Source organism: Bacillus pfraonensis (genome assembly GCF_050768835.1).
GTDB classification, from domain to species: domain Bacteria; phylum Bacillota; class Bacilli; order Bacillales; family Bacillaceae_G; genus Bacillus_A; species Bacillus_A pfraonensis.
On sequence record NZ_JAHCDO010000002.1, the window covers coordinates 151620 to 176021 of the forward strand.

30 protein-coding genes and 2 pseudogenes are annotated in these 24402 nt (G+C 34.5%); 23 read left to right on the forward strand and 9 right to left on the reverse strand.

Annotated features, from left to right (window positions below):
- The first annotated feature begins 186 nt into the window (after positions 1–186).
- On the forward strand, positions 187–1542 hold the full coding sequence (locus KFD70_RS02030) for an aspartate aminotransferase family protein (protein ID WP_336451842.1): 1356 nt from the start codon (positions 187–189) through the stop codon (positions 1540–1542).
- A gap of 173 nt (positions 1543–1715) precedes the next feature.
- Here the strand turns inward: KFD70_RS02030 and KFD70_RS02035 are convergent, their stop codons facing one another.
- The gene (locus KFD70_RS02035; RefSeq protein WP_336451843.1) at positions 1716–2873 is read right to left on the reverse strand and encodes a cation:proton antiporter; all 1158 of its coding nucleotides are present in this window, start codon (positions 2871–2873) and stop codon (positions 1716–1718) included.
- Between the two features lie 293 nt (positions 2874–3166).
- Here KFD70_RS02035 and KFD70_RS02040 point away from each other — a divergent pair, with 293 nt between their 5' ends.
- Positions 3167–4000 (forward strand): MerR family transcriptional regulator, encoded by an 834-nt coding sequence (locus tag KFD70_RS02040; RefSeq protein WP_336451844.1) that lies wholly within the window; start codon positions 3167–3169, stop codon positions 3998–4000.
- Positions 4001–4099: 99 nt separating this feature from the next.
- Positions 4100–5455, forward strand: a complete 1356-nt coding sequence (locus tag KFD70_RS02045; protein WP_336451845.1) for an MATE family efflux transporter — start codon at positions 4100–4102, stop codon at positions 5453–5455.
- Positions 5456–5474: 19 nt separating this feature from the next.
- Here the strand turns inward: KFD70_RS02045 and KFD70_RS02050 are convergent, their stop codons facing one another.
- A complete protein-coding gene (locus KFD70_RS02050) occupies positions 5475–6152 on the reverse strand; it encodes a DUF421 domain-containing protein (RefSeq protein WP_336451846.1) in 678 nt (225 codons plus the stop codon).
- A gap of 180 nt (positions 6153–6332) precedes the next feature.
- Between KFD70_RS02050 and KFD70_RS02055 the strand changes: the two genes are divergently transcribed.
- From KFD70_RS02055 to KFD70_RS02100, 10 genes and pseudogenes are all read left to right on the forward strand, one after another.
- On the forward strand, positions 6333–6914 hold the full coding sequence (locus KFD70_RS02055) for a YdcF family protein (protein ID WP_336451847.1): 582 nt from the start codon (positions 6333–6335) through the stop codon (positions 6912–6914).
- A 264-nt stretch (positions 6915–7178) separates the two neighbouring features.
- Positions 7179–7496, forward strand: coding sequence for a magnetosome magnetite crystal formation protein family (locus KFD70_RS02060; RefSeq protein WP_336451848.1), 318 nt, complete (start codon positions 7179–7181; stop codon positions 7494–7496).
- Between the two features lie 129 nt (positions 7497–7625).
- Positions 7626–8360 (forward strand): oxygen-insensitive NADPH nitroreductase, encoded by a 735-nt coding sequence (gene nfsA / locus KFD70_RS02065; protein WP_336451849.1) that lies wholly within the window; start codon positions 7626–7628, stop codon positions 8358–8360.
- A 162-nt stretch (positions 8361–8522) separates the two neighbouring features.
- Positions 8523–9491: an ArsR/SmtB family transcription factor gene (locus KFD70_RS02070; RefSeq protein WP_336451850.1), complete on the forward strand. Its 969-nt coding sequence runs from the start codon at positions 8523–8525 to the stop codon at positions 9489–9491.
- A complete protein-coding gene (locus KFD70_RS02075; RefSeq protein ID WP_336451851.1) occupies positions 9482–9976 on the forward strand; it encodes a hypothetical protein in 495 nt (164 codons plus the stop codon). The genes KFD70_RS02070 and KFD70_RS02075 overlap by 10 nt, the downstream gene beginning before the upstream one ends.
- The gene (locus KFD70_RS02080) at positions 9928–10290 is read left to right on the forward strand and encodes an ABC transporter permease (RefSeq protein ID WP_336451983.1); all 363 of its coding nucleotides are present in this window, start codon (positions 9928–9930) and stop codon (positions 10288–10290) included. The genes KFD70_RS02075 and KFD70_RS02080 overlap by 49 nt, the downstream gene beginning before the upstream one ends.
- Positions 10291–10301: 11 nt before the next feature.
- A complete protein-coding gene (locus KFD70_RS02085) occupies positions 10302–11285 on the forward strand; it encodes an ABC transporter ATP-binding protein (RefSeq protein WP_336451852.1) in 984 nt (327 codons plus the stop codon).
- Positions 11282–12085, forward strand: a complete 804-nt coding sequence (locus tag KFD70_RS02090) for an ABC transporter permease (RefSeq protein WP_336451853.1) — start codon at positions 11282–11284, stop codon at positions 12083–12085. Before KFD70_RS02085 ends, KFD70_RS02090 begins: the two co-directional genes overlap by 4 nt.
- A 17-nt stretch (positions 12086–12102) precedes the next feature.
- Positions 12103–12516 carry an NUDIX hydrolase gene (locus KFD70_RS02095; protein ID WP_336451854.1) on the forward strand — a complete coding sequence of 138 codons (414 nt, stop codon included), beginning with the start codon at positions 12103–12105 and terminating at the stop codon, positions 12514–12516.
- A gap of 60 nt (positions 12517–12576) precedes the next feature.
- Positions 12577–12990: pseudogene (locus KFD70_RS02100) on the forward strand (GNAT family N-acetyltransferase); the annotation flags it as partial.
- Here the strand turns inward: KFD70_RS02100 and KFD70_RS02105 are convergent.
- Both KFD70_RS02105 and KFD70_RS02110 read right to left on the reverse strand, forming a co-directional pair.
- A pseudogene (locus KFD70_RS02105) lies at positions 12988–13299 on the reverse strand (VOC family protein); the annotation flags it as partial. The pseudogenes KFD70_RS02100 and KFD70_RS02105 overlap by 3 nt on opposite strands.
- A 134-nt stretch (positions 13300–13433) precedes the next feature.
- A complete protein-coding gene (locus KFD70_RS02110; RefSeq protein WP_336451855.1) occupies positions 13434–14036 on the reverse strand; it encodes an HD domain-containing protein in 603 nt (200 codons plus the stop codon).
- A 181-nt stretch (positions 14037–14217) separates the two neighbouring features.
- Here KFD70_RS02110 and KFD70_RS02115 point away from each other — a divergent pair, with 181 nt between their 5' ends.
- From KFD70_RS02115 to KFD70_RS02155, 9 genes are all read left to right on the forward strand, one after another.
- Positions 14218–15120, forward strand: a complete 903-nt coding sequence (locus KFD70_RS02115; protein WP_336451856.1) for a DNA-binding domain-containing protein — start codon at positions 14218–14220, stop codon at positions 15118–15120.
- Positions 15121–15220: 100 nt separating this feature from the next.
- Positions 15221–15634, forward strand: a complete 414-nt coding sequence (locus KFD70_RS02120) for an NUDIX hydrolase (RefSeq protein ID WP_336451857.1) — start codon at positions 15221–15223, stop codon at positions 15632–15634.
- Between the two features lie 220 nt (positions 15635–15854).
- A complete protein-coding gene (locus KFD70_RS02125) occupies positions 15855–16568 on the forward strand; it encodes an alanyl-tRNA editing protein (protein WP_336451858.1) in 714 nt (237 codons plus the stop codon).
- A 35-nt stretch (positions 16569–16603) separates the two neighbouring features.
- A complete protein-coding gene (locus tag KFD70_RS02130) occupies positions 16604–17434 on the forward strand; it encodes a TrmB family transcriptional regulator (RefSeq protein WP_336451859.1) in 831 nt (276 codons plus the stop codon).
- Positions 17434–18159: an AzlC family ABC transporter permease gene (locus tag KFD70_RS02135; RefSeq protein WP_336451860.1), complete on the forward strand. Its 726-nt coding sequence runs from the start codon at positions 17434–17436 to the stop codon at positions 18157–18159. Before KFD70_RS02130 ends, KFD70_RS02135 begins: the two co-directional genes overlap by 1 nt.
- Positions 18150–18461, forward strand: a complete 312-nt coding sequence (locus tag KFD70_RS02140) for an AzlD domain-containing protein (protein ID WP_336451861.1) — start codon at positions 18150–18152, stop codon at positions 18459–18461. The genes KFD70_RS02135 and KFD70_RS02140 overlap by 10 nt, the downstream gene beginning before the upstream one ends.
- A 62-nt stretch (positions 18462–18523) precedes the next feature.
- Complete coding sequence (locus KFD70_RS02145; RefSeq protein WP_336451862.1) at positions 18524–18694, forward strand: DUF3951 domain-containing protein; 171 nt, start codon at positions 18524–18526, stop codon at positions 18692–18694.
- Positions 18695–18784: 90 nt separating this feature from the next.
- Positions 18785–19375: a TetR/AcrR family transcriptional regulator gene (locus KFD70_RS02150; protein WP_336451863.1), complete on the forward strand. Its 591-nt coding sequence runs from the start codon at positions 18785–18787 to the stop codon at positions 19373–19375.
- Positions 19365–19760: a hypothetical protein gene (locus KFD70_RS02155; protein WP_336451864.1), complete on the forward strand. Its 396-nt coding sequence runs from the start codon at positions 19365–19367 to the stop codon at positions 19758–19760. Before KFD70_RS02150 ends, KFD70_RS02155 begins: the two co-directional genes overlap by 11 nt.
- A gap of 67 nt (positions 19761–19827) precedes the next feature.
- Here KFD70_RS02155 and KFD70_RS02160 read toward each other — a convergent pair whose 3' ends face one another.
- The 5 genes from KFD70_RS02160 to KFD70_RS02180 all read right to left on the reverse strand — a co-directional run bounded on the left by KFD70_RS02160 (position 19828) and on the right by KFD70_RS02180 (position 22846).
- The gene (locus KFD70_RS02160; RefSeq protein WP_336451865.1) at positions 19828–20187 is read right to left on the reverse strand and encodes a hypothetical protein; all 360 of its coding nucleotides are present in this window, start codon (positions 20185–20187) and stop codon (positions 19828–19830) included.
- Between the two features lie 12 nt (positions 20188–20199).
- Positions 20200–20802 carry a dienelactone hydrolase family protein gene (locus KFD70_RS02165; RefSeq protein ID WP_336451866.1) on the reverse strand — a complete coding sequence of 201 codons (603 nt, stop codon included), beginning with the start codon at positions 20800–20802 and terminating at the stop codon, positions 20200–20202.
- Positions 20803–20805: 3 nt separating this feature from the next.
- The gene (locus KFD70_RS02170) at positions 20806–21141 is read right to left on the reverse strand and encodes an antibiotic biosynthesis monooxygenase family protein (RefSeq protein WP_336451867.1); all 336 of its coding nucleotides are present in this window, start codon (positions 21139–21141) and stop codon (positions 20806–20808) included.
- 242 nt (positions 21142–21383) lie between these two features.
- Positions 21384–21563 (reverse strand): H-type small acid-soluble spore protein, encoded by a 180-nt coding sequence (locus tag KFD70_RS02175; protein ID WP_006094378.1) that lies wholly within the window; start codon positions 21561–21563, stop codon positions 21384–21386.
- A 68-nt stretch (positions 21564–21631) separates the two neighbouring features.
- The gene (locus KFD70_RS02180) at positions 21632–22846 is read right to left on the reverse strand and encodes a helix-turn-helix domain-containing protein (protein WP_336451868.1); all 1215 of its coding nucleotides are present in this window, start codon (positions 22844–22846) and stop codon (positions 21632–21634) included.
- A 117-nt stretch (positions 22847–22963) separates the two neighbouring features.
- On the opposite strand from KFD70_RS02180, the gene KFD70_RS02185 reads away from it, so the two are divergent.
- Positions 22964–24232, forward strand: coding sequence for an MFS transporter (locus KFD70_RS02185; RefSeq protein WP_336451869.1), 1269 nt, complete (start codon positions 22964–22966; stop codon positions 24230–24232).
- Positions 24233–24402: the final 170 nt, after the last annotated feature.

A 24402-nucleotide genomic window follows, 5' to 3' on the forward strand; every position in this document is an offset into this window, starting at 1 on the left:
GAAGAGAAAGAGCTTTCCAGTTTTTTGGAGAGCTCTTTTATTTTGGGTTTTTGCTTAAAAATATTACGTTGTAGTTGGTAGGATTTGTTTCGTTCATGTGGAATGAAAATAAATAGAGAAAACTTTATCTCATCATGGCACCAGTGCAGCTTGAAGAAATATAAGTTGTTTTGGAAGGTGGAATGTATGATGAAAACAAAACAAACAGATGCGCTACTTGCAAAGGATGAAAAGTATGTGTGGCATGGCATGCGTCCCTTTAGCCCAACTAGCACAATGGTTGGGGCAAAAGCCGAAGGGTGTTGGGTGGAAGATATAGAAGGTAAACGATATTTAGATGGTATGAGTGGGCTTTGGTGTGTGAATAGTGGGTACGGAAGAAAAGAGCTTGCTGAAGCAGCGTATGAGCAATTGCAAACATTATCATATTTTCCAATGTCACAATCACATAAGCCGGCAATTCAGCTTGCTGAAAAGTTAAATGAATGGCTTGAAGGCGAATATGTCATTTTCTTCTCAAATAGTGGATCAGAAGCAAATGAAACAGCATTTAAAATTGCTCGTCAATATTATGCATATAGGGGTGAACCACACCGGTATAAATTTATATCACGTTATCGTGGTTATCATGGAAATACAATGGCAGCGATGGCGGCGACAGGGCAGGCACAGCGGAGGTATCAATATGAGCCATTTGCTTCAGGTTTCTTACATGTGACGCCACCAGATTGTTACCGAATGCCAGAGATTGCATCACAAAATATTTATGAAGTAGAATGTGTGAAAGAAATTGATCGTGTTATGAAGTGGGAATTAAGTGAAACGATAGCTGGATTAATTATGGAGCCAATTATTACAGGCGGAGGTATTTTGATGCCACCGCAAGATTATATGAAAGCCGTTCATCAGGCATGTCAAAAACATGGCGCATTACTAATTAGTGATGAAGTCATCTGTGGTTTTGGGCGCACAGGAAAAGCGTTTGGTTTTATGAATTATGATGTAAAACCTGATATCGTTACAATGGCAAAAGGAATTACAAGTGCATATTTACCATTATCGGCAACAGCAGTGAAAAAAGAAATTTATGAAGCATTTAAAGGAACGGGAGAATATGAATTTTTCCGGCATATTAACACCTTTGGCGGGAATCCAGCTGCTTGTGCGTTAGCGCTTAAAAACTTAGAAATTATGGAAAATGAAAATTTAATTGAGCGTTCTGCACAAATGGGATCTCTTTTATTAGAACAGTTAAAAGAAGAAATTGGAGATCATCCATTTGTTGGAGATATTAGAGGGAAAGGTTTGCTTGTTGGTATTGAAATGGTAAGAGATAAAAAAACAAAGGATCCAATTGATAATGCTATAATTTCACGTGTTGTGAACACTTGTAAAGAAAAGGGACTCATCATTGGGCGTAATGGAATGACAACAGCAGGCTATAACAATGTTTTAACTTTAGCACCGCCTCTTATTATTTCAAGTGAAGAAATCGCTTTTGTTGTCGGGACATTGAAGACAGCGATGGAACGCATTGGATAAAGGAATAGAAAAGCGAGCCGAAGAGGATAGGGGCTCGCTTTTTCGTGTATTGTTTTGCTAATGAACACCGTATTCGCTATTCTTATTTCCTGTATAAATAAAAAACGAGATGATTGCCTTTTGAAGAGAATCATCTCGTTTTTACATTATGAAACTAGTACGCTACATAGATACTATGCACTTTGTTTTAATTGCTTATCTTTTACACCAAACGAATATTTTAACATTGGCGGTGTAATCATTGTTGTTAAAATAACGACAATTACAATTGCTGTAAAGTAATCTTGTGCTAGTAGTCCAGAAGTAAGCCCCTGCCCTGCAATGATAAGAGCGACTTCACCGCGGGAAACCATGCCAGATCCGATAATTGTAGAAGATTGGAAATCAAATCCTGTTATACGGGCTCCGAATCCGCAACCAATTAGCTTTGTTAACACAGCGATGATTGTTAATGCTAAGATAAACCATACTTTATCTCCAATACCTGCAAATGTAATGTTCATACCGATACTTACAAAGAAGATTGGAACGAACATTGCATAAGCAATTGGTTCTACTTTCTTTTCTACTTCATGTTTATAATTTGTTTGAGAAATCGCAATACCTGCTGCAAATGCACCGATAATTCCAGCGATTCCTAGTATTTCACCAAAGTATGCGAAAGCGAAACAAATGATAAGAGCTGCACTAATGATAGATTCTGAGACACGCAGTGGTGATAACCAGCGCATAATCATTGGAACGCCTTTCCAACCAATTAAGATAATAGATGCGAAGAAGACAACCTTTTTCAAGATAATGATAGTTAAGTTTACATCAGCTGATCCTAGGAAACTCATTGCAAAAGCGAGTAAAATAACAACGAGAATATCATCAAAAACAGCTGCACCCAGCATTGTTGTACTTTCTTTTGTTTTCATTTTTCCTAAGTCACGAAGTGTTTGTACGGAGATACTAACACTTGTTGCACATAATAGTAATCCTAAAAAGACAGCATTTGCTTGTTCCATTCCAATGACAAGTCCTGCAACGTAACCACCTGCAAATGGAAGAACGATACCACCAATAGCAACTGCCAATGAAGAATTACGATTTGCGTTTAGTTCTTTTAAGTCTGTTTCTAGACCGGCCATGAACATCAGGAGAATAACTCCTACTTCACTTAACTGTGTAAGTAAATCTGAATTGTTTACCCATCCTAATACTGCAGGACCGATTACAATACCGACGATTAACTTTCCGAGTACAGAAGGTTGACCTAGTCTAACGCTAATGTCACCAGCAATTTTCGTACTTAATAAAATTAACGCAATTTGAAAGAAAAATTCCATCTCATCTCCCCTTTTCATTATTGTTTTTATTATACGATTTCTCGGAGTTTGCTTAATGTAAAACACTATGTAACACACATCAAACAAGAGGTCTTTATACAGGTTCTTTTGAACTTGTAATTTGAACCTGTAATAAATATATAATAACTTTCAAGAAAAATCAACGTTAAATTGGCAAATTTTCATTGAGAATGATTCATTTTGAATAAGAAATATATGTCTATATAATGAAGAATAGGAAAATAAATTTATTTGAAGGAATAAATCTATTTGAAAGAAATGGAGAAGGAAATATGTTATTCAATCAACGGTTTACAATTGGGGAAATGGCAAAAATGCATAATATTGCGGAATCAACGTTACGTTATTATGATGAAAAAGGTATTTTTCATCCATCCATTGTTGATCCACAAACAAATTATCGGTACTATACGATCGATCAATTTTCACTTTTAGATACCATTAAATTTTTACGTCAGTTAAATATTTCTTTGAAAGAAATCAAGACGTATATTGATGAGAGAAATCCATCCTATGCTTTAAATTTGCTAGAAAAACAACAAGAAATGATGCTGAAGAAACAAAGGGAAATTGAATATGCATTGGCAAAAATGAATCATAAAATTGAAATGATGAAAGAAGCTACTGCTTCAAAAGCGAATCATGTGACATTTAAGAAATTACCAAAGAGAAAAATTACAGCGTTAGCTATCGCACCGAATATAACAGATGATATGTTTGAGTACTATATCCACTCACTTCAAAAAAATATGAAGCAAATAGATGATAGTTTATTTTCAGGAGATTTAGGTGTGACAGTGTCAAAAGAAGGGTTGCTTCAAAATGAATTTCAATCATACAATAGTGTTTTTATTCTTCTTGATTATATGCCGTTTCAAATTACTACTTCAGAGGAATTTAAAGAAGGGATGTTCGCTTGCTCTTATCACCATGGACCATATGAAGAAACGGATGGAACTTACAAGAATCTGTTAATGGATATTAAGGAGAAAGGATATGAAGTGTCTGGAGATGCAATTGAGCTCGCTTTAATTGACTGGTCTGTGACGGAGAATCCAGAAGAGCAAGTTACGGAGATACAAATTCCAGTAATAAAAAAGAAATAAAAGGTTGTATAACAAAAATGCATGTTAAATTCTCACTTGACCTTCAAGTAACTTGAAGGTTTAAAATGTGAACAGAGAATTGTAAAGGAGCATTTTGTTATGGAAACAACTGAGAAGTTAAGAGAAAGACCAATAAAAAGTTTATTTATATCTTATTTAATACCATCGGTTCTTGGAATGGTATTAATGTCGGTGAATATTGTAATCGATGCCGTTATGATTAGCAGGGGCGTCGGAGCGAATGGCTTAGCTGGAGTAAACGTTGCTGTCCCAGCCTTTTCCATTTTTTTCTCTATATCATTGTGGATTGGAATGGGCGGGGCTACACTATACTCTATTGCATTAGGTGAAAATAAAATAGAGCGAGCAAGATCAATCTTTACACAATCTATGATAGTAGCTGTTGTAATTGTTGGTTTATTAATGGCTATTTGTTTATGGACAATAGAAGATTTAGCTTATTTATTTGGAGCGAATGAAGTAATCTTGCCGTATGCCTTAGACTATCTAACTGTATTATTAACATTTGGAATGATATACGTATTAGAAAATATTTTAAGTACATTTATACGAAACGATGGAAATCCAAATTTAGCGATGGCGGGGCTTGTTGTAACAGCGTTATTAAATATTGTCTTTGATTATATCTTTATTTTTATGTTTGGTTGGGGCGTAACAGGGGCGGCAGCAGCGACTATTTTGTCAGCAGCAATTGGTTTTCTTGTATTACTAAGTCATTTCTTTAGAAAAAGTAGTATTTTAAAATGGACGAAATTTCATTTTGAATGGAATACAGTTAAACAAATTATGGTGATTGGTTTTCCAAGTTTCACCGCAGAAATAACAGTAGCAATTGTAACAATTGGATTTAATATAGCCTTTATTCAATATGCGGGAGAATTAGGTATTGCCTCATATGCAATGGTCAATAGTATTCACTCGATGACACTATTGTTGTTCTTTGGCGTTGGAGCAGCATTACAACCAATTGCAAGTTTTCATTACGGGGCAAATTTACCTGAACGGTTGAAAGAAGGATTACACTTTGCGGTAAAAATAGCTGTTACACTTGGATGTGTGGCGATTGTGATTGGATTATTCTTTGGGAAATACATTATTGGTCTATTTGATGTCCAATCAACAGAATTACTTACACTAACTGTAACGGGGATTAGTCTTTTCTTTATTCAATATGTATTTTTAGGTTATAACATTGTATATGGAGAATATTTTCAGTCAGTGAGACAAACAAGAAAGTCCATCTTTATTATTTTGAGCCGTGGTTTATTACTCATTATTCCACTCCTATGGATTATGCCAAAGTTGTTTGGTGTAAATGGAATTTGGCTTGTAATGCCAGTCGCAGAGTTACTAACAGCGATTATCGTATTTGGAATGAATCGTGTTTCTCATCCTGTATCAGTACGGAATATAGAAAGAGAGCATGTAGTATGATAGAAATCCCCTTAATAAATTAAGGGGATTTCTTATTTTTTAAACTAACTGTAAAAGAGCCATCTGTTTCTTGAACAGAAGCAAATGCAACGTTTTGGATGTCTTCAAATCCTTTTTTTAGTAATTCATTACGGAGCCATTTCTCATTTTTATGGATTAATTTTAAATTATCATATTGGATATGCGCATCAACAATAAGGGCGATTGGTAGACCGGCATATGTAACATCTATATCCATATCTTTAGGAGTAAGAGGAACAAGTTCTCTTTTAGGTAAAATGCTAATTGCGCCATTTGCTTCTAAAATCGCATATTCGATTTCGTTTACGTTAGGATATCCCGCTACTCTAAGGTTAGAAAGTAACTCAGCTATTGGATATCTACTTTGTTTTAAGTTCTCGAATAGGATATTTCCATGTTTAATTAGAATTGTAGGTTGACCAAGGATAAAACGATTGAGTTTATTTAGTAAACTAAGCTTCGTAATGAAAAGGTGAAGACATGTAATAACAACCATACCAACAATACCTTCCCATATCCCATCGACTGGTATAGCTTGAAATGCTAAGTAGGATAAAAAAATAATGGCACCAAAATCATGTGGTGTAAGCTGTGCCAATGCTGATTTTCCTAATAGTTTAATCGCTATAATAAACAATAAAAAAAAGAATGTTACATTACATAAAAAAGCAATCAATGTCTGCACCTCTTATACAAAATTCGTGCTGTAGATAGTGTACACTTTACTCAATATTCCCATATCAATTATAAATATTACCTTTTGAGGATAAATAAGGGTGAATTGGAGAGTTGGGATGTACAAATAAACAAGTGGATATTATGATGGGAATATAGAGAAAAATAGGAGTATGTGTAGATGTTAAAGAAGAAAAAAATTATTAAGTATAGCTTGATTTTAATTATGATCGTAATAGGTTATATGGGTATTTTACAATATAACATTTATAAGCATGGACATATGAAAGTGCCAGGTGATGCAGACTACATGATACTTTTAGGTGCGAAGGTGAAAGGAACGGAGCCTTCCTATTCTTTACAATATCGCATCGATAAAGCTGCGGAATATTTGAAGATACATGAACAAACGATCGTCATTGTATCTGGTGGTAAAGGGAAAGGTGAAGATATTTCGGAAGCATTGGCTATGAAACAAGGATTAATGAAGAAAAATATTGCAGAACAAAGAATTATTATGGAAGATCGTTCTACAAATACAGATGAAAATATTGAATTCTCAAAGGAACTTATTCCAGCAAGTAAGAAAAAAGGGATGATTGTTACAAATGACTTTCATATGTTTCGGGCCAAAAAAATTGCTGAAAAACAAGGCCTGAAGGTAGAGGGGCTTTCTGCGAAAACACCGAAACCGATTATTATTCAATCAAATGTGAGGGAATATTTTGCGATTACACAGTATTGGTTAATGAATCGTATATAGTGATAAAGTGAAAATTTAATCAGTGGGGAAGTTTTTCATCCTTCACTGATTATTAGTCTTCACCAATCGGGCTTTTACGGGCAGTTGATCCCTGTCTAACTTCTTTGTTTTCGCTGAATTTTGAGATAGGGATCTTACTGCCCCTTAATGCGGGATAAATCTTACAAAACTGTAATTTGAGTGAAAGGTAAAGCGATAGTTTCTAAAGTAGTTGCATGACATAATAAAGGTAACAAAAACAATGAAACTTTAGAGGTGAATCGTATGAAAGGCAATAATATTTTATCTTCAATTTGTTACTTTAGCATTTTCTTTGCACCGTTTCTATTTCCGATTATCGTCTACTTTATTGCGGAAGATGATGTGAAATATCATGCAAAAAAAGCATTGTGGACACACGTTCTCCCATTTGCAATTTTGTTTAGCGGACTGGCACTCTCAGGTGTGTTTGGTTTAAGCTTTGGAGAGTCTACGAGTGTTGAAATTGGAATTGTTGTAACATATGTCGTCTTTGCAATTGTAGGAATTTACTATTTCTTATGGAATATTATGAAAGGTATTAAAGTATTGAGAACAGCTTAATATGTACAAAAGGATCAATCGTAAAGATTGGTCCTTTTGTATGATTATTACCCGATGAGCATATCCTTTGTATGTAGCAAAAGATTGTGTTACTTATTAAGTATTCAGATTATAAAGGGTGGGGAAAGTATGAATGAAACGATACATACCATGGAACGACACACATCAGTCCGCAAATATAAAAATGAACCAATACCAAAAAATATAATCGAAAGAATGGTACAGGCAGCTCAGCATGCAGCATCATCGCATTTTGTCCAAGCGTATTCGGTTATATATGTAACAGATGAATCACTAAAAGCGCAATTGGCAGAGTTATCAGGTAATCGTCATGTGAAAGATTGTGCGGCATTCTTTGTTTGCTGCGCAGATTTGAAGCGTTTAGAAATAGCATGTGAGAAACATGAAAAAGAAATTAAACATGATAGCGCAGAGGACTTTATTGTAGCTACAGTAGATGCATCCTTATTTGCACAAAACTTAGCGCTTGCTGCAGAATCACTAGGATACGGTATTTGTTACATTGGAGGAATTCGTAATAATCCAAAAGAGGTGAGCGATTTGCTTCATCTGCCAGATAAGGTGTACCCGGTGTTTGGAATGACAGTTGGGGTACCTGATGAAAGCCATGCAGTGAAACCGCGTTTACCAGTCGCAGCAATTTTACATGAAAACGCATATGACGAAAATAAATATGATGAATTACTAGAAGAATATGATCGAATAACGAATGAATATTATAAGGGAAGATCTACAAATCAAAAGGATGTAACATGGACAGGATCAATGAGCGCCTTCATGTCAAAAGAGAAACGAATGCATATGAAGGAGTTTTTGAATAAAAAAGGGTTTAATAAACGATAAAGATTGGAAAGCAAATTTGTGAGGAGCAGATTTGCTTTTTTTATGAAAATATTTCAAATTTTCCATTGACGTTTACATGGTAAGTTGTTAATATACTGAATAATTTTGCAAAATTATAAAATTGATTCGATGGAAAACGAATCAAAGAGAGGAGAAGTTATATTGCAAGTTACATCATGGTTTCAGCGACATGTCAAAGTTGTATATTCACCATTTCGCGAAATGTTAATAAGCTTACACGTGTTATGTAATCCTGCTCACCATGTGAAACGATTAAAGTGGGCGGAAAATGTATTGAATCAGATGGAGAAAGAAGAAAAAGAAGTATTATATGAGACTAATGAAAAAAGTGATGATTGGTTTCGTTTTATAGATTGGTGCTCTGAGTTTCAGCAAGAAGCTTATGTAGAAGAAGGAATTGAAAAATTACGGGCGACAAATATCAAGAGATTTCAGAGAATGTTTTCGGATTTAGAAAAAGATATGGTTTGTGATTTTTTACTTACGTATCATCAGCGTTATTTTGCACGTGAGCTGTTCCGCATTGAACCATGGTTAGAGCAATCTGTATATGATGTGAAAGAAATAATTAAACAAAATCCATTGTCTCTTTCTAAAAATTTGCATCCGAGATTTTTAATTGATGAAAAGGAAATAACATTTTTAAAAGCTCGTACGTGGCAATATCGTTATGAGGATTTATCAGCAATCACATTGTATCCATCTACTTTTGTTGCACCTCATTTATTAATAGATAATCTGATTTCTACTCATATAAAAGTTTACTATGAGGTGGAGGTTGCATCCTCATTTGTAGATGAAGTGCCAAAGGATCTTATACGCATTTTACAAGCGATATCAGATGAAACGAGATTAAAAATGCTTAGGGATTTATCCTTTCAAACTTTTTGCACGCAGCAATTAACAGAGCGATATAACCTTACAAAATCGACGGTTTCAAACCATTTAAAAATGTTAGAATCTACAGGTCTTATACAAAAAGAACGAAAAGGTTATTACGTATTTTATAAAACAAATCGAGACCGATTAGAACAAATTCGTGTTGATTTAGATCAATTTATGGATTTTCCAATTGTTCAAAAAACAGAGGAGGGGAGAACATGTGGCTAACGTTTAAGGCTACATTTCGTCGTGATTTTTATACGATGCGTAGAGCATACCCATGGTCCTTTTTTCTAGGACATATTTTAACTGGTGTATATATCGTATTGTTTGCTTATTTAACGTATCATTTTATGTTTCAAGGAAAGTTGGATGCGAATTTCACGAAATTAGGGAAGACGGATGATTATCTTTCTTATGTTATATTAGGAGCTATTTTTTATTCTTTTGCTGTTTCTTTATTAATGATTGTGAGCCGGACGTTGATTACGGAACTTCGGGAAGGGACACTTGATGTTTTATTATTAACGCCATCATCTCGGCAAGGGTATTTTTTGGGAGCAGCAGCACAAGGCGTATTACGAGTGGGACTAGAATTTCTTGCGATTTTTACTTTTGGTTTATTTTTTGGATTGCAGTTTCGAGAAGTGGATATGACCTCAATATTGCTTTTATTTGTTATTTTCTTTTTGCTATATTTGCCCAAGCTTTAGTTCTTGGCGCTTTTATGCTCTATTTTCGGGATACATATTTAACGCAAAATACATTGTTTATTTTTATGAGCCTTGTAAGTGGAGTGTTCTTTCCAGTAGGTTATCTGCCTTCATTTTTACAGCCTATGAGTTTATTTATGCCACTTTCACATGGTTTATCAGCATTTCGATTGTGCGTGATTGAGGGAGGGAATGTAGCTTCCATACAAATGGAACTGATGTGGTTATCAGGATTAGGAGTGGCTTATTTTATTGCAGGTGTATGGACGATGAAACGAATGGAGAAGTATGTGATTGAAAAAAATTTTGCATAGGGGGATTTCGTATGATACAAGCAAAGCAACTTGTAAAGCGGTATGAGTTGAAAGAGAAAGTAGGCTTTTTTCGTAAAAAGAAAAGAGTAGTTGAAGCGGTAAATGGATTGGATTTAACAATTCAAAAAGGTGAAATTGTAGGACTATTAGGTGTGAATGGTGCTGGGAAGACAACAACGATAAAAATGCTAGCGACGCTTCTAGAACCAACTTCAGGTACGATTGAAATTGATGGGATGGATAGCACGAAGCAAGATTTATTTATAAAGAAAAAGTTTAATATGATAGCAGGTGGAGAACGCATGTTATATTGGCGTTTAACAGGATATGAAAATTTGCAGTACTTTGGAAGTTTGTATGGATTAAAAGGATTTGAATTAGAGGAGCGTATTCAGTTTCTTCTGCAGCAAGTAGAACTACAAGAAGCAGCTCATACACCTGTAGAACGATATTCAAAAGGGATGAAACAACGCCTGCAAATTGCAAGAGGCCTTATTAATGACCCGGACTATTTATTTCTTGACGAACCAACATTAGGGCTAGATGCACCTGTAGCGAAAAAATTGAGAGAAATGGTCTATCGTTTGGCAAAGGAACAAAATAAAGGAATTTTATTAACAAGCCATTATCTCGAAGAAGTAGAGGAGCTTTGTAATCGTCTTTATATTATTGAAAAGGGGAGATTATTGTATGAAGGGACGCCAGAAAATATTATTCAATCGATTGTCCGTGAATATCGGTTGGAAATTGTAATTCCAGGTGTGCAAGATGAAATAATAGAAAGATTTGAGCATTCGTTAGGACTGAAGGAAATTCAATTTGAAAGAGAACATAGGGGTGAATATATACGATATGAACTTAAAGCATCCTTCGATATGACAACAATAGTATTATCACTATTAACAAAATATCAAATTCGTATCTTACAGCTAGAGACGCATAAAGCTAGATTGGAAGACGCAATATTACAACTTGCAAGTGAGGTGAGTGCATGAATATGTTTTTGGCAGAATGGAAAAAGAGTCATCGTAATCATTTCCACAGTAAGATGGTTTATTTTTCGTTATTTATTTGGCCAGTGCTACTCTTTGCAACGGCATATTTTTCTGTAAAACCATTTGATACATCAAGTGGTAATCCGCTTGCGAAATGGATGGATCCGAAGCAAATTAGCTTTTTTCTCATTACTGGTTATATCGGATATGTTTTTTTTTGGAGCCTCGTGCAATCCGCATGGCAAATGTCATGGGAACGCCAAAATGGAACACTTGAACTCATCTTTTTAACACCAGCATCACGTGTATGGATGATGTACTGTAGGGCCGGAGCTAATTTAATAGAAGGAGTTTGGATGTTCACATTTTTTTCTATCCTAATCGCATTGTTTCTAAATGATAGACCTATGCCGCCGGTTGAAAATATTGTATTTGCCTTTCTCATTTTATGCATTTCAGCTGTTGTGTGGGGTGGGTGCTTAAATACTATTTTCTTATTTTCACGGGATGCTAGTATCCTATTTACTATATTAGAAGAACCGATGCAATTTTTTGCTGGTGTACGTATTCCAATTATTGTATTACCACTATGGGGTAAAGTATTAGCAGCACTGTTTCCATTAACGTATGTACTTCAAATTTTCCGCTCATTATTAATGGAAGGCAAAAGTATTATAAATGTACTTCCAGAGTTAGGGTTGTTAGCTAGTATATTAATTATTTTAATTGGGGTATCATATGTGCTTGTTCGAAAAGCAGAGAAACATGCGAAACGAACAGGAAATATGGTTTTATTTTAAGGGATGGGGGAAGAGAAATGGGAATATTTCAAGGGGCAGCGGCATTATGTAAAAATGATGATGGGAAATTGTTAATGGTATTGCAAGGGCGCCCAGATGTGGAAGAAGCAGAACGAAAATGGTCTGTTCCATCTGGTGGAAAATGGTCTGAGGAAACGTTTGAGGAGTGTTGTATACGAGAGGTTAAAGAGGAAACGGGATATGATGTATGTATCATCAAAAGTGTGTACGAAAAGAAGGGCAATAGTAATGGATATGATGTTCATATTGTGTATTATGTGGTAGAGGTAATTGGAGGAAATAAAGAAATTTGTGATCCGGATGGATTGATTTATGAAGTGGGTTGGAAAAGCAGTGAAGAAATAGAAGGTATTATCCTTTCTTTTCCAGAAGATAGAAAGTTATTGCAGAGATTCATAGAGTATATGTAGCTCTCATAAATAGGAAGGGAAAGAAAAAAGATGATATACGAATTGCAGAAAGATCAGTTTATGAATTGTAACCATCTTGTAGACAAGGAAAGGCATATTGAAGTGCAAGCGATTATTGAAGGGAATAATTCGGGCCGCATATTTGTTGACAATGTAAGCGAACCGCGGTCTGGTTTAGTTTGGCTTGGGAATTTAGACGGTTTTGTATTTATTGGTGATGCTAATAATACAATGTTTAACCTTGAAATAAAAAAAGATTTAAGGGAACAAATTGCACAAGAAGCAAACCGCTTGGACTTGAAGTGGTTTGAAGGATTTGGTCATCAAGTAGGGTGGGATTGTGCAATTAGAGAAATATTGTGTGAACAATCATACGAGGAATCCAACCAAAAAGTATACACATTATATGAAGATGCGTACAAAATATATAATGAACCAACGATTAATGAGACATATACAGTATTAAAAGTAACGAAGGAAAGGTTCGGTGGTAGTTCGATTCCCAAATGGAACTGGTTCAATGTTTCGGTCTTTCAGCCACTGAATAGATGTATGAAGAAACTCGAAGTCCACTTGAAATGCGATATGGCGAAGAGAAGGATGATACGGAGTTTTATATTCTTCTCCTTCCCAAAGTCCGAGCCAACTTTGCTCTTCTACAATCCAAAAGAAGGCAGTATCCTCATATCTTTTAAATAATTTTAAACCTAATGATTCATAGAATGGTATGGATGTTTCTAAATTGCGAACGGGTAGATGCGCTTCGTATAATCCTTTAATCATAAATAATCCTCCTCATAATTTGAATGTGATTCTTATTTATAATTTTAATCTTTATGTGGTTAAATGAAATCGATAAAAGGGATGGGGAGGACTCATATTAAAGTATGAAAAAACAGCTCATTAATAATGAGCTGTTACTGTTTACATGCCTCGACATCAATACCAGCGGCGATTAGTTTCTTTTCGCCTTCTTGTTCAATTATTTTTTGTAATTTGGATAGGAATGAATCAAAGTCTGTATGTTTAGCAACTTGGAATGTCATTTTATGTTCAATTGGAAGCCACGTATCAATGTCCGCTTCATTATGCTGAATTTTAACTTCTAATTTATCAAGAGCGTTTGCTACTTTTGCCTCGTATGTTTCTTTTGCTTCAAACTCCATCCATAAATTATATAGTTCATCCCCAAGAGAACCTTCTAATGTATGCTTAATATTCAAAATGGCTTTCTGTTCATTTTCTTGTTTTTGCAGCTGTAATTGTTCGCTGTTCATTGTGTCAAAAGCAGGGATGTCTCCAGCCTCCGCTTCCACAAGGTCATGGATAATAACCATTTTTAATAACTTTTCCGTGTTTACTTCTTTATCTAAATAAGGCTGAACTAAAACAGCCATAAGCGACATACGCCAAGTGTGTTCGGCAACACTTTCCTGACGCCCGTTTGAAAGCCAGCTATGTCTCATTTCATATTTTAGCTTTTCTGCTAGTGCAATGACTTTTAAAATATTATGTTCCATCTAGATCCCCCTCATATTACTATATAATAATCTTAATATAAAAATAGAATGTGTCAATTTTACGTGCATTTGACTAACAATTCAGAAATATTATAAAATATTTTTATAATATTTTTTTATTTTTATAAAAGAAAAAAGAAGGCGTGGAAATTGCAAAAATGCTGAGTGGGAGTGAATAGAAATGTACCAACAGACGGCAATTCATGTACTAGATCTTTTGAAAAATATTACAAATGGAACAAGCAATGTTCAAAAGGTAGAAGAAGAATGCAGAAAAATAGAGAAAGAACTCCATGTAACATATGAAGAATCAATGGATTTATATAGTAAAATGACGGCTTTCCAAAGAGATATTGAAAAGATGGGTGGTTTATTTGCATACGAACACTCTCAAATAATGTGGTTGAAATCTGAATTAGAATTTTTATATGCTACGTACCAATTTTGTCAGCATTATAATTTAAATATTTCAGATACTTCAAAGGCAATTAGTAAGGAGAATCTGCAATTATTCCCGAAAACAGAAAGTCAATTGCAAAATACGTATTATAAATTAAAAAATCAAGAAATTCCATTTGAAGATATAAAAAAAGGGAAGCCAGGGCGTAAGAAAAAACAAGAGTCGGTACAGTATGTAGAGAAGAGGGATGAAGTAAAGGGCGTAGTGGCTCAAAAAGAAAAGATAGAAACAAATTTAGTTACAATATTATCAGGGATTGTCGATAATTTTGAAACAATTGGTGTAGAGGGAGAGAAACAAGAACTATATCAATTTATGAAAGGAATTTATACACTTTCAAGTATGGCAGCTGGACATATAAAAGAAGATAGTATGCAAGAGATACAAAAGGAGATTCAAAATCTTCGTAATGAAAATGAAAGGTTAAGACGTGAAAAAGAAGAACTCATTTCAAGCCTAAATGAAATGACAAATCAAATGAATCATTTTATAGAAAGCACAGATATTGATCAAATTCGAACATTACCGTCTTTTGTAAATATATGTAAACAATATTTGGGAAAAAGTAAAGTGTATCATAACAAAGTGAATACGAGAGAGCAAATGATGTCTATGAAACAATGAGAGCTACTTTCTATTAGTTTTTATAAAGCTGATAGAAAGTAGCTCTATTATTTTTTGTGTTAAAATTAAGAAAACTTATTAATTAAGAGGAGAATTTCATATGAACCAACAATTATATCCACGTGTCGGTGTCGGGGCATTTATTTTAAACGAGCAGGGTGAATTACTGCTTGTGCAGCGAAAGAAGGGACCGGAGCAAGGGCACTGGAGTCTCCCTGGTGGAAAAATAGAATGGATGGAAACAGCGGAAGATACCGTTATTAGGGAAATTGAAGAAGAGGTAGGACTAGAGATCGAACTTACGTCGCTATTATGTGTGACGAATCACATTTTACCTGATGAAGGAGCGCATTGGGTATGTCCGACGTATATTGCAAAAGTAACGAATGGGATAGCAGAAAACTTGGAACAACATGCCATTAGTGAAATTGGTTGGTTTTCGTTAGAGAGTCTTCCAGAACCATTAACCTTAACATTAAAAAATGCTTTGAAAGAATATGAGAAACTGAAATAAGTATATAGAAATATAATGTATCGAAGCTCTTAGTAGAAAGGAAGAGATTCTCTACTGAGAGCTAGTTGCTGTTATTAACAGAGGAATAAATGTAGTCAGGCTATCTTGCTATAAAGATAGTCTGTTTGGTGTTAATTAAAAAATTCAGAATTTTATTGACGAATCATTTTTTTCTTTTTATATTAGTAGGTATAACAATAACTACTAAAGGAGTGGGAACATGACAGAAGCATTATTTTTACAAGATGCATATAAAAAAAGCTGTCAAACAGAGGTAACAAAAGTTGATGGAGATAGAGTATTTGTAAGGGAAACGATATTTTATCCAACTGGTGGAGGACAGGAATGTGATACAGGTGTATTTACACAAGGTGGGCATACTTTTGAGGTTATAAAAGTAAAGAAAGAGCAAGGTGAAATTGTTCACTATGTGAAAGATGGAGCCTATCTTAAGGTTGGACCAGTACAGTTAGAAATTGATTGGGAGCGCCGTCATAACTTAATGCGCCACCATTCTTTACTACACCTTATTGGAGCAGTGGTATATGAAAAGTACGGTGCATTATGTACAGGAAATCAAATTTCCCCTGATAAAGCGCGTATTGATTTTAACGAATTACAAGAGTTAACGAGCGAACAAGTTGCTGATATTGAAGCAGAGACGAATCAATTGATTCAGCAAAATAAAGAAATTTCGACTAGATTTATCAGCCGCGAAGAAGCAGAAAACCACGCAGGAATGATTAAAACAGCAATCAATCTTCTACCAACTTCCATCCAAGAAATTCGCATTGTAACTATTCAAGATATTGATGAGCAAGCATGTGGGGGAACGCATGTAAAATATACAAATGAAATTGGCACTCTTGTTATAGATAAAGTAAAGAGTAAAGGAAAGCAAAACCGTCGTTTTGAAGTACGTGCTGTCATGTAAATACAAATAGAGGTAAATTGAAATGAGGGATTACAGTGGATGAAGTCATGAAAGAATTGCAAAAGTTAGGATTTTCGCAATATGAATGCAAAGCATACATCGGTTTATTAAAGCATTATCCGGCAACGGGATATGAAATTAGTAAGCAAACAGGAGTACCGCGTTCTATGATTTATGAAGTACTCGGTAAATTAATGGATAAAGGTGCAGCTCATTTAGTACCTTCAGAACCAGTTAAATATGTCCCTGTATCGGCAACTGAATTAATGAACCGCATGAGAAAGGATTTTGAAAAATCATTTGATTTTCTTGATCAAAAATTAAATTGTTTGGAGCAAGAGCGCCAAGTAGATGTAATCTCTCATATTCGTACGGATGAACAAATTTTAAAGGAAATAAGTAACATGATTGAGCGTGCAGAAGAAGAGTTATGGATTTCTGTATGGGAACAGCAGGTAACTGAGCTAGAGTCTCTTATTCACAAAATAGAACAGGCTGGTGTACATGTTTTTTCAATACTTTTTGGGGCACCTCAAATGAAAATTGGCACAACTTTTCATCATAATTATATGACCCCGGATGTTGTGAAAGAGCGGATGGGTGGACAGTTAACAGTTGTTGCACGAGATGGGAAAGAGGTACTTATTGCTAATTTTTCAGAACATAGTACATCATGGGCTGTTACAACATATGATCCAGCATTAGTGCTTGTCGCCACAGAATATATTCGTCATGATATCATGGTTGAAGAAATTACAAAGGAATTTGGTCCTGATAAATTAGATGCATTATGGCGTGGTAATGCAGATTTAGTTCACGTTGTAACGGGGAAACGCTTGATGCAAGAAACGAAGGGGGAAGAGTGATGGCCAGGGCTGAAGCACAGATGACGATGCATGGGAATGAAACATTTCAGCAAGGAGTGAAAGACTGTTTACCAACTGTACTAGGGTATTTAAGTATTGGTATCGCAGCTGGTGTAATTGAAAAAACAGCGGGATTTTCATTAGCAGAAATAGCATTAATGTCTACTTTGATTTATGCTGGTTCCTCACAATTCATACTCGCTGGTATGTTTGCAGCTGGAGCACCTACTTCTGCAATTATTTTCACTGTATTTTTTGTGAATTTACGTCATCTGTTAATGAGTGCTGCGCTCGCACCGTATTTAATGAAAGTCCCTTTCTTGAAAAATATGATCATTGGCTCGCAAATTACAGATGAAACATTTGGTCTTGCGGTTCAGCAAGCTTCAAAAAAGAAGTATTTAAGTGAGAGCTGGATGCTTGGTTTAAATGTGACAGCATACTTAAACTGGATCATTGCGAATGTCATAGGTGGTATTTTTGGTGAGTGGATACCAAATCCTCATACGTATGGTATGGATTATGCATTACCAGCTATGTTTATTGGATTATTTGTGCTGCAATTAATGAGTAGTCATCCAAAATTAGCAATTCATCTTAGTGTTGCGATTGCAGCAATGGTAATTGTATATAGCATACATTTCTTCGTTCCAGCAAGCGTTGCAGTAATAATTGCAACACTTACAGCAGCAACAATCGGGGTGGTGATTGAAAAATGGAAGTAAGATTAGATGTGTTATTACTCTTAATTGGAGCGGGGGTAGTTACTTTAATTCCTCGTTTATTACCGCTCATTGTATTTAGTAAAATACAAATTCCAGATTGGGGACTAAAATGGTTAAGTTATATACCAATTGCAATACTTGCAGCGCTTCTTGCTGAAGTGCTTTTTATGAATAAAGCTATGCAATGGGATTATTTACTTGCTGCAATTCCAACATTTTTTGTAGCTATCTATACAAGGAGTTTATTAGGAACCGTGTTAACTGGGGTGATTGTGATTATTTTGTTACGTTTGTTCATATAACAAGGATTTCGCTCATATTATATCGAAAAGTGTAATATCTTGATTTTAAAAGGGGTGGTGTTATGCTCATTTTAACAATAGGTGTTGTTCTGTTTACGTTATTTATCTTCTTTATTATTGGTCTACTTACCTTTACAATGCTTGTTAATAAAGCAACTCCGCAAATATATTACACACCTTGTGATTCCATGACAATGCAATCCCATAAAAAAACGAGAGGAAAGAGAAGTTGATTTTAGGCTTTTCTTCCTCTTTTTATTTGTTTGATTTTTCTGTATAATTAAGTTAGTTATCTAACTAACTTAATTATAGGAGGGGATAAAATGGCAAAGCCGAATGTTGTAAATAAGCAACAATTGCTACGATCAGCAAAAGAGATGATTGCTGAACAAGGTATGGAAAAGCTAACGTTAAAAGCAGTTGCAGAAAGAGCCCATGTTACACAAGGGACTGTATATTATCATTTTAAAACGAAGGAGCAACTATTACTTGAAGTAACGGAGTCATTTTGCAAGTCATCGTGGTCACAGGTTGAAACGGGTTTTTCGATAGAAAAAGTGTTACATTCCGCTAAAAGTAGATGCAAACAAGATTCTATGTACCATCATTTGTTTTTTCAATTAGTAGCCAGTGGATTGCAAAACGAAACGATAAAAGAAAGACTTGGTGAATTGCTAAATTATGAAAATCAAGAATTACAAAAGGGACTAGCGCAAATATGGGGAGAAACATCACTGATTGAAGGAATTTCAAATGAAACTTGGAGTGTTATGTGTAATGCATTAATTGATGGATTGGCATTGCAAGTATTATTGAATCCAGCGTTTAATATGGAAGAAACGTATGATGGATTGGAGATGTTTATAGAAAAGGCAGTTTCTTTGCAGGAAGGGAAAGAAAATAGTGAAGAATAAATTGTGGATGACTATTTTGTTTTCTGTAGGTATTTGGTTTGCGGCGTCAATATTTTTTTATGTATTTGGAGCGGCTGTTTTAGTAGAAATATCCGCACCTTCATTTATGAATAGGCTCCTTTTTCTAGAAATCGGTACAGCATTATCTTTATACATCGTAATGTGGTTGTATCAAAAAATAGATTCATCGCGATATGCCCTCATAAAATTAGGGATTTTCGGCACCGGAATCGGACTGTTTTTAGATACTTTCCTTCTCTATTATTCTTCTAGCATTTTTTCAGCACTTTCATCACAGCAAATTTTATCTTTCACAATTTGGATGGTTATTGCGTATGCACTATATCTATTTATTCCTATTTGGATGGAACATAGTAATTTTTAAGTAAAACACATGGACTGTTCTGTAAACAAGGAGCTGATTCCAAAAGTTCAGCTCCTGTAACACAAACTTACATTTTAGAAATTCCTTGTAATAGTATACCAAAGAGTAGACTAATACAAGAGAAAGCGCCGACGGATACAGAGATGATTCGGTTATTTTTCCATTCTTTTATGAAAACCATAAATCCTAAAATACAAAGAAAATACCAGATAGGTAGAAAAATAAAATCGCTTATATAGTCAGGAAGTAATGCGTAGAAGCTAGTCAAAACTAAGATCCAATGTCCAAGAAATAAAGTTATAACGATAAGAGAATGTCGATAAGGACGGTTTAAATATTTTTGATTTTTAAGAGTGATAAAAATCAAAGCCAATGTTATGAGAGTGATTAGAAAAACGAAAGTAAGTAATAGTAGTGTAAATGACATACAAAAACTCCTTTAATACATTTGTTTTGTTATAGTTTTTGGAAGAAAGGAATTTATCATTTCATATGCTTGTTTTGCAGATTCTTCGTTATATTTTACAGTATAAGGATCTAGAAATCCATGATCTCCTGGAAGCTGTTTTATATGTAGAAATGGGTTGTTTTGTTCTTGCAATGTTGTAATAAGAGAAGAAACTGAACAGTTCCATTCTATTTCTGGAAAAATTAAAAGAGTAGGACATGTAGGAGTAATATAAGAATAGTCTCGTATTCGAGAGCCGTAGCAGCCAATAATAAAATGAACTTTTGGATGGTTACTGCATAGCCAAGAGATGGTTGCTCCAACACTAAAACCTATGAGACCTATGTGTAGATAGTCTTTTGAAAGTGTTTGAATCATTTCTTCAATTTTCTCTTTTCCATGTTGAAATCCAACGTTTTTCATAAAATGGGAATAAGCTTTTTGTTCATCATAATGAAAAGGAGAATCTAGTTGTAAAAGATTCGGGCAGAATACATCAACCGATGTTGAAGAAAAACGTGATACTATATTCTGCATATGTTCATTTACGCCATATATTTCATGTACAACAATAAGAGCCACTTTTTGATTCATAAATTACACCCCTTTCCTATGAAAATCGTATTCTTTTTCAACACGGCAAATCCGCATATGGAACTGTTCATACCATTGTTCACGACCTCTTTGTCTTGCTATAGTATGTGCTGCATTTTCTCTCCATTGTTTAATTGCTTCAAGTGACTCCCAATATGAAATTGTAATCCCAAAGCCAGATGTATCCCGTATGCTTTCAACGTCTATAAACCCAGGTTGTTCTTTAGCGAGCTTCTCCATTTCCTCAGCTACATCGCTATAATCAGCCGTTTCTTGTGAAAGCTGGGAAGTGAATATGACTGCATAATAAGAGTTATTACTTTTCTTTGTATCCTTCATCGTATCCCTCCAAATATACTTATGGATTGTATCATATCATAAAGATTAAATCGTGTGTTTTTTGGGTATGAAAATGTTTTTTTGAAATATCACGTACCGTATTAGATGTGTATTAAAAAAATGAGGATTTATGCTGTTTGTGCAGTGATGGTAAAAAGATTTGGAAAGACAAATTAGTAGCCCTTCATTTCATACGGTACAAAAGAAAAATCCCACTTCAAATAAAACTGAAGTGGGGTCTCTTATATTTCTTCTAGGCTATTAACTGGAACGGTTAATTCGCGATCTGGATTCGTTGCATCATATATGCGGGCAGTTTCGTTACTTTCATCAACATGTTGAATCATAACAGGCATACCTTGAAAACTAACATGTGCTTGTTCTGATGACTCGGAAAGCTCTTTTGCACGTTGTACATTCATTCTTACATTCCTCCCATCTTTATTATTTTTGCTAAATAGGAGGAATAATATACCATTTTGAGATAAGTTTAAAGTTTTCGTATTATTTGTAATGTTTCTTTAATAAACGCAGTAAATGTCGAATCAGGGAACTCTTGTATCGCATGAAAGGCTTCTGTTGCTTCTTGAAGTGCTTTTTGATTATTTTGGAGCTCCATGTAACAAAGGGCACGATAAGCTCCTCCGGTTATGATCCATGCTTGATCTAGTGGATGGAACATATAATCTGGAATTGTTGCTTGTTCTAATGCTTTTAATGCTTCTTCGTATCGTTTGAGACCATATAAAGATTTTCCCTTTTCAACGTAGTATGCCCCATCTTCTCGGAACAGTTGTTCATCTTTGAGTTTTTTTCTGAACATTTCCAGATGTTCTAGGGCTAATGTGTATTCATTTGTAATTGTGTTATAGTAATAAGCTTTTAATATGTCTACAATCGCAAGGGATAAAGTGTTTTCCGTAAAAATAGCGAATTGCTCGGATTTTTTTATATAGTGTAAATATTTCTCTTTATCGGCTACTAGTACATTTTGATAAGAGAGAATTCGATAAAATTCGTCTGTTTTATAATACACTTGATTTTCTTTTGAGAAATCAAGGGCTTGTAAGATGATTTTTTCGCATCCCTCATAATTACCGTATGCGAGTAAAACTACTGCTTCACATAAGAAAAGTTCTATTTGTATAATCAAATCCATTTCTAATTGTTTTTCTTCATATTCCTTGCGAATAGAGGTAAGAAGTTTGAGGCATTCTTTGTATTTTTTCTGAACAAATAATAAATAACAAAGCTTTAAACTCGTTTGTGTACTCTCACGATATAAAGTATACTTTTGAAAAATTTCTACGGCTTTTTCAATATAGGAATGAATATTGTAATCTTTCATATGAAATGCAACGCTTATAAATTGTTTATATAAACGAGCTGTACTTAAAGTAGGTGGCAACTCTTTTTGAACAATGGGCAGTAGTATATGAAACACTTCTTCAAATTGATTGTTTTTTATAGCTTGTTCCATTTTGGGAATCAGCTTTGTTACTTCTTCATTGTCTTCCTCAAGTAAAAAACTTGCTTCACATTCAAGCTTACTAGCAAGATATTGTAATGTCTTCATGGAAGGCGTTGCTTTCCCATTTTCAATTTGACTCAGCATGCTTTTCGTCAATTCTGAGCCAGCTAATTCCGTTTGTGTCAGACGTTTTTCTTTTCGCAATGCTTTAATTTTTTCACCAAGAGTAGCCATGTAGTTGCTCCTTTATCACAAAAAGTTAAATACAATTAAACTTTTTGTTGTCAAAATTTGAAAAGTAATTATATAATAAGTTTAACACAATTTAACTTTTAAGGGGAGAGTGGCATAATGGCAGATGCAAGCATAAGTCAAAATGATTCAAGAATGAAAGTCGCAACAAGAAATATCATTTTGATGATGATTGGAAAAATGAGTTCTTTATTAGGAGCAGGTATTTATACGTTTGCAATGGGGTTATATGTTTTAAAAACAACAGGGTCAGGAGTTGGATTTGCAATTACACTTATTTGTGGTTCTGTTCCGAGGGTGGTATGTGGTCCAATTGCTGGAGCGGTAGCGGATCGTGTGAATCGGCGGTGGCTTATTATTGGTATGGACTTGTTAAGTAGTTTAACAATGATTACAATGTTTATTCTTTCTACTGTATTTGGAGCATCGCTTCTATTCATTTATATTTCGGCAGCATTATTATCTATTTATGCAAGTTTTTATTCTGTATCATTTACTTCCTCTATTCCAAGTTTAGTAGATGTAGGACGTATTCAAAAAGCGAGTGCTTTAAATCAGACAGCTGATTCATTATCAAGAATTTTGGCACCAATAATTGGTGGGATAATATTTGGATTATTTTCTATTACATCCTTTTTTCTTTTAAATGGAATTACATTTTTTTTAGCTGCTATTGTACAATTATTTATCGTATTTGATTTGTATAAAAAAGAAGTGGAAGAGGAGAAAGGAGATTTTTTTGCGAGTATAAAAGAAGGATTGTTATATGTGAAACAGCAGCATGAAATATATGGACTTATGAAGGTCGCTCTTTGGGTAAACTTTTTTTCTAGTGCACTTTTTGTTGCGCTTCCCTATATTATTGTGCAAAGCTTGCATTTAACTTCTAAGCAACTCGGCACTGTAGAAGGTATGTTAGCGGTTGGAATGTTAATTGGTGCAATTGTTTTATCTGTTCGTAAGGAAGTAAATAACCCGTTTCGATCTATTTATATTAGCTTGTTTTTGTTTGCAAGTTTAAGTTTATTTACTGTCTTTCCATTAATCGTTGAGATTCCAAAGGCAGCAAGTTTTATTTATTACATTGTTTTTATGCTTCTTAGTGGTATTTCAATGATGGCAGTAAATATTCCAATGCAAGTACATATTCAAAAAACAACAGATCCAGGATACTTAGGTCGTGTTTTTGGGCTACTTGAAACAATTGCTACTGCAATTGCCCCGCTTGGTATGATTTTGTTTGGTTTTTTATTGGATATGCTCCCAACGAGTATCGTAATGTTAATATTGGGAAGTGGGCTATTTTTAGTAGTTCTTGTAGGAATGAAGCAGTCTAGAATGAAAAAACAAGTAGATGTATCGGCTTAAATTATCGAATTAATCATTGTTTTAAGAGATAATATGAAAGGGAACTTGTAATTTCATTATTTATATGTAAAAAAATCATTCGGTTATATTTACTGGATGATTTTTTCTTTTTGAAAGTATGTTTTAGTTATGATACATTTAATAAAGTGTGTAACAAAGAAAGAGGAGAA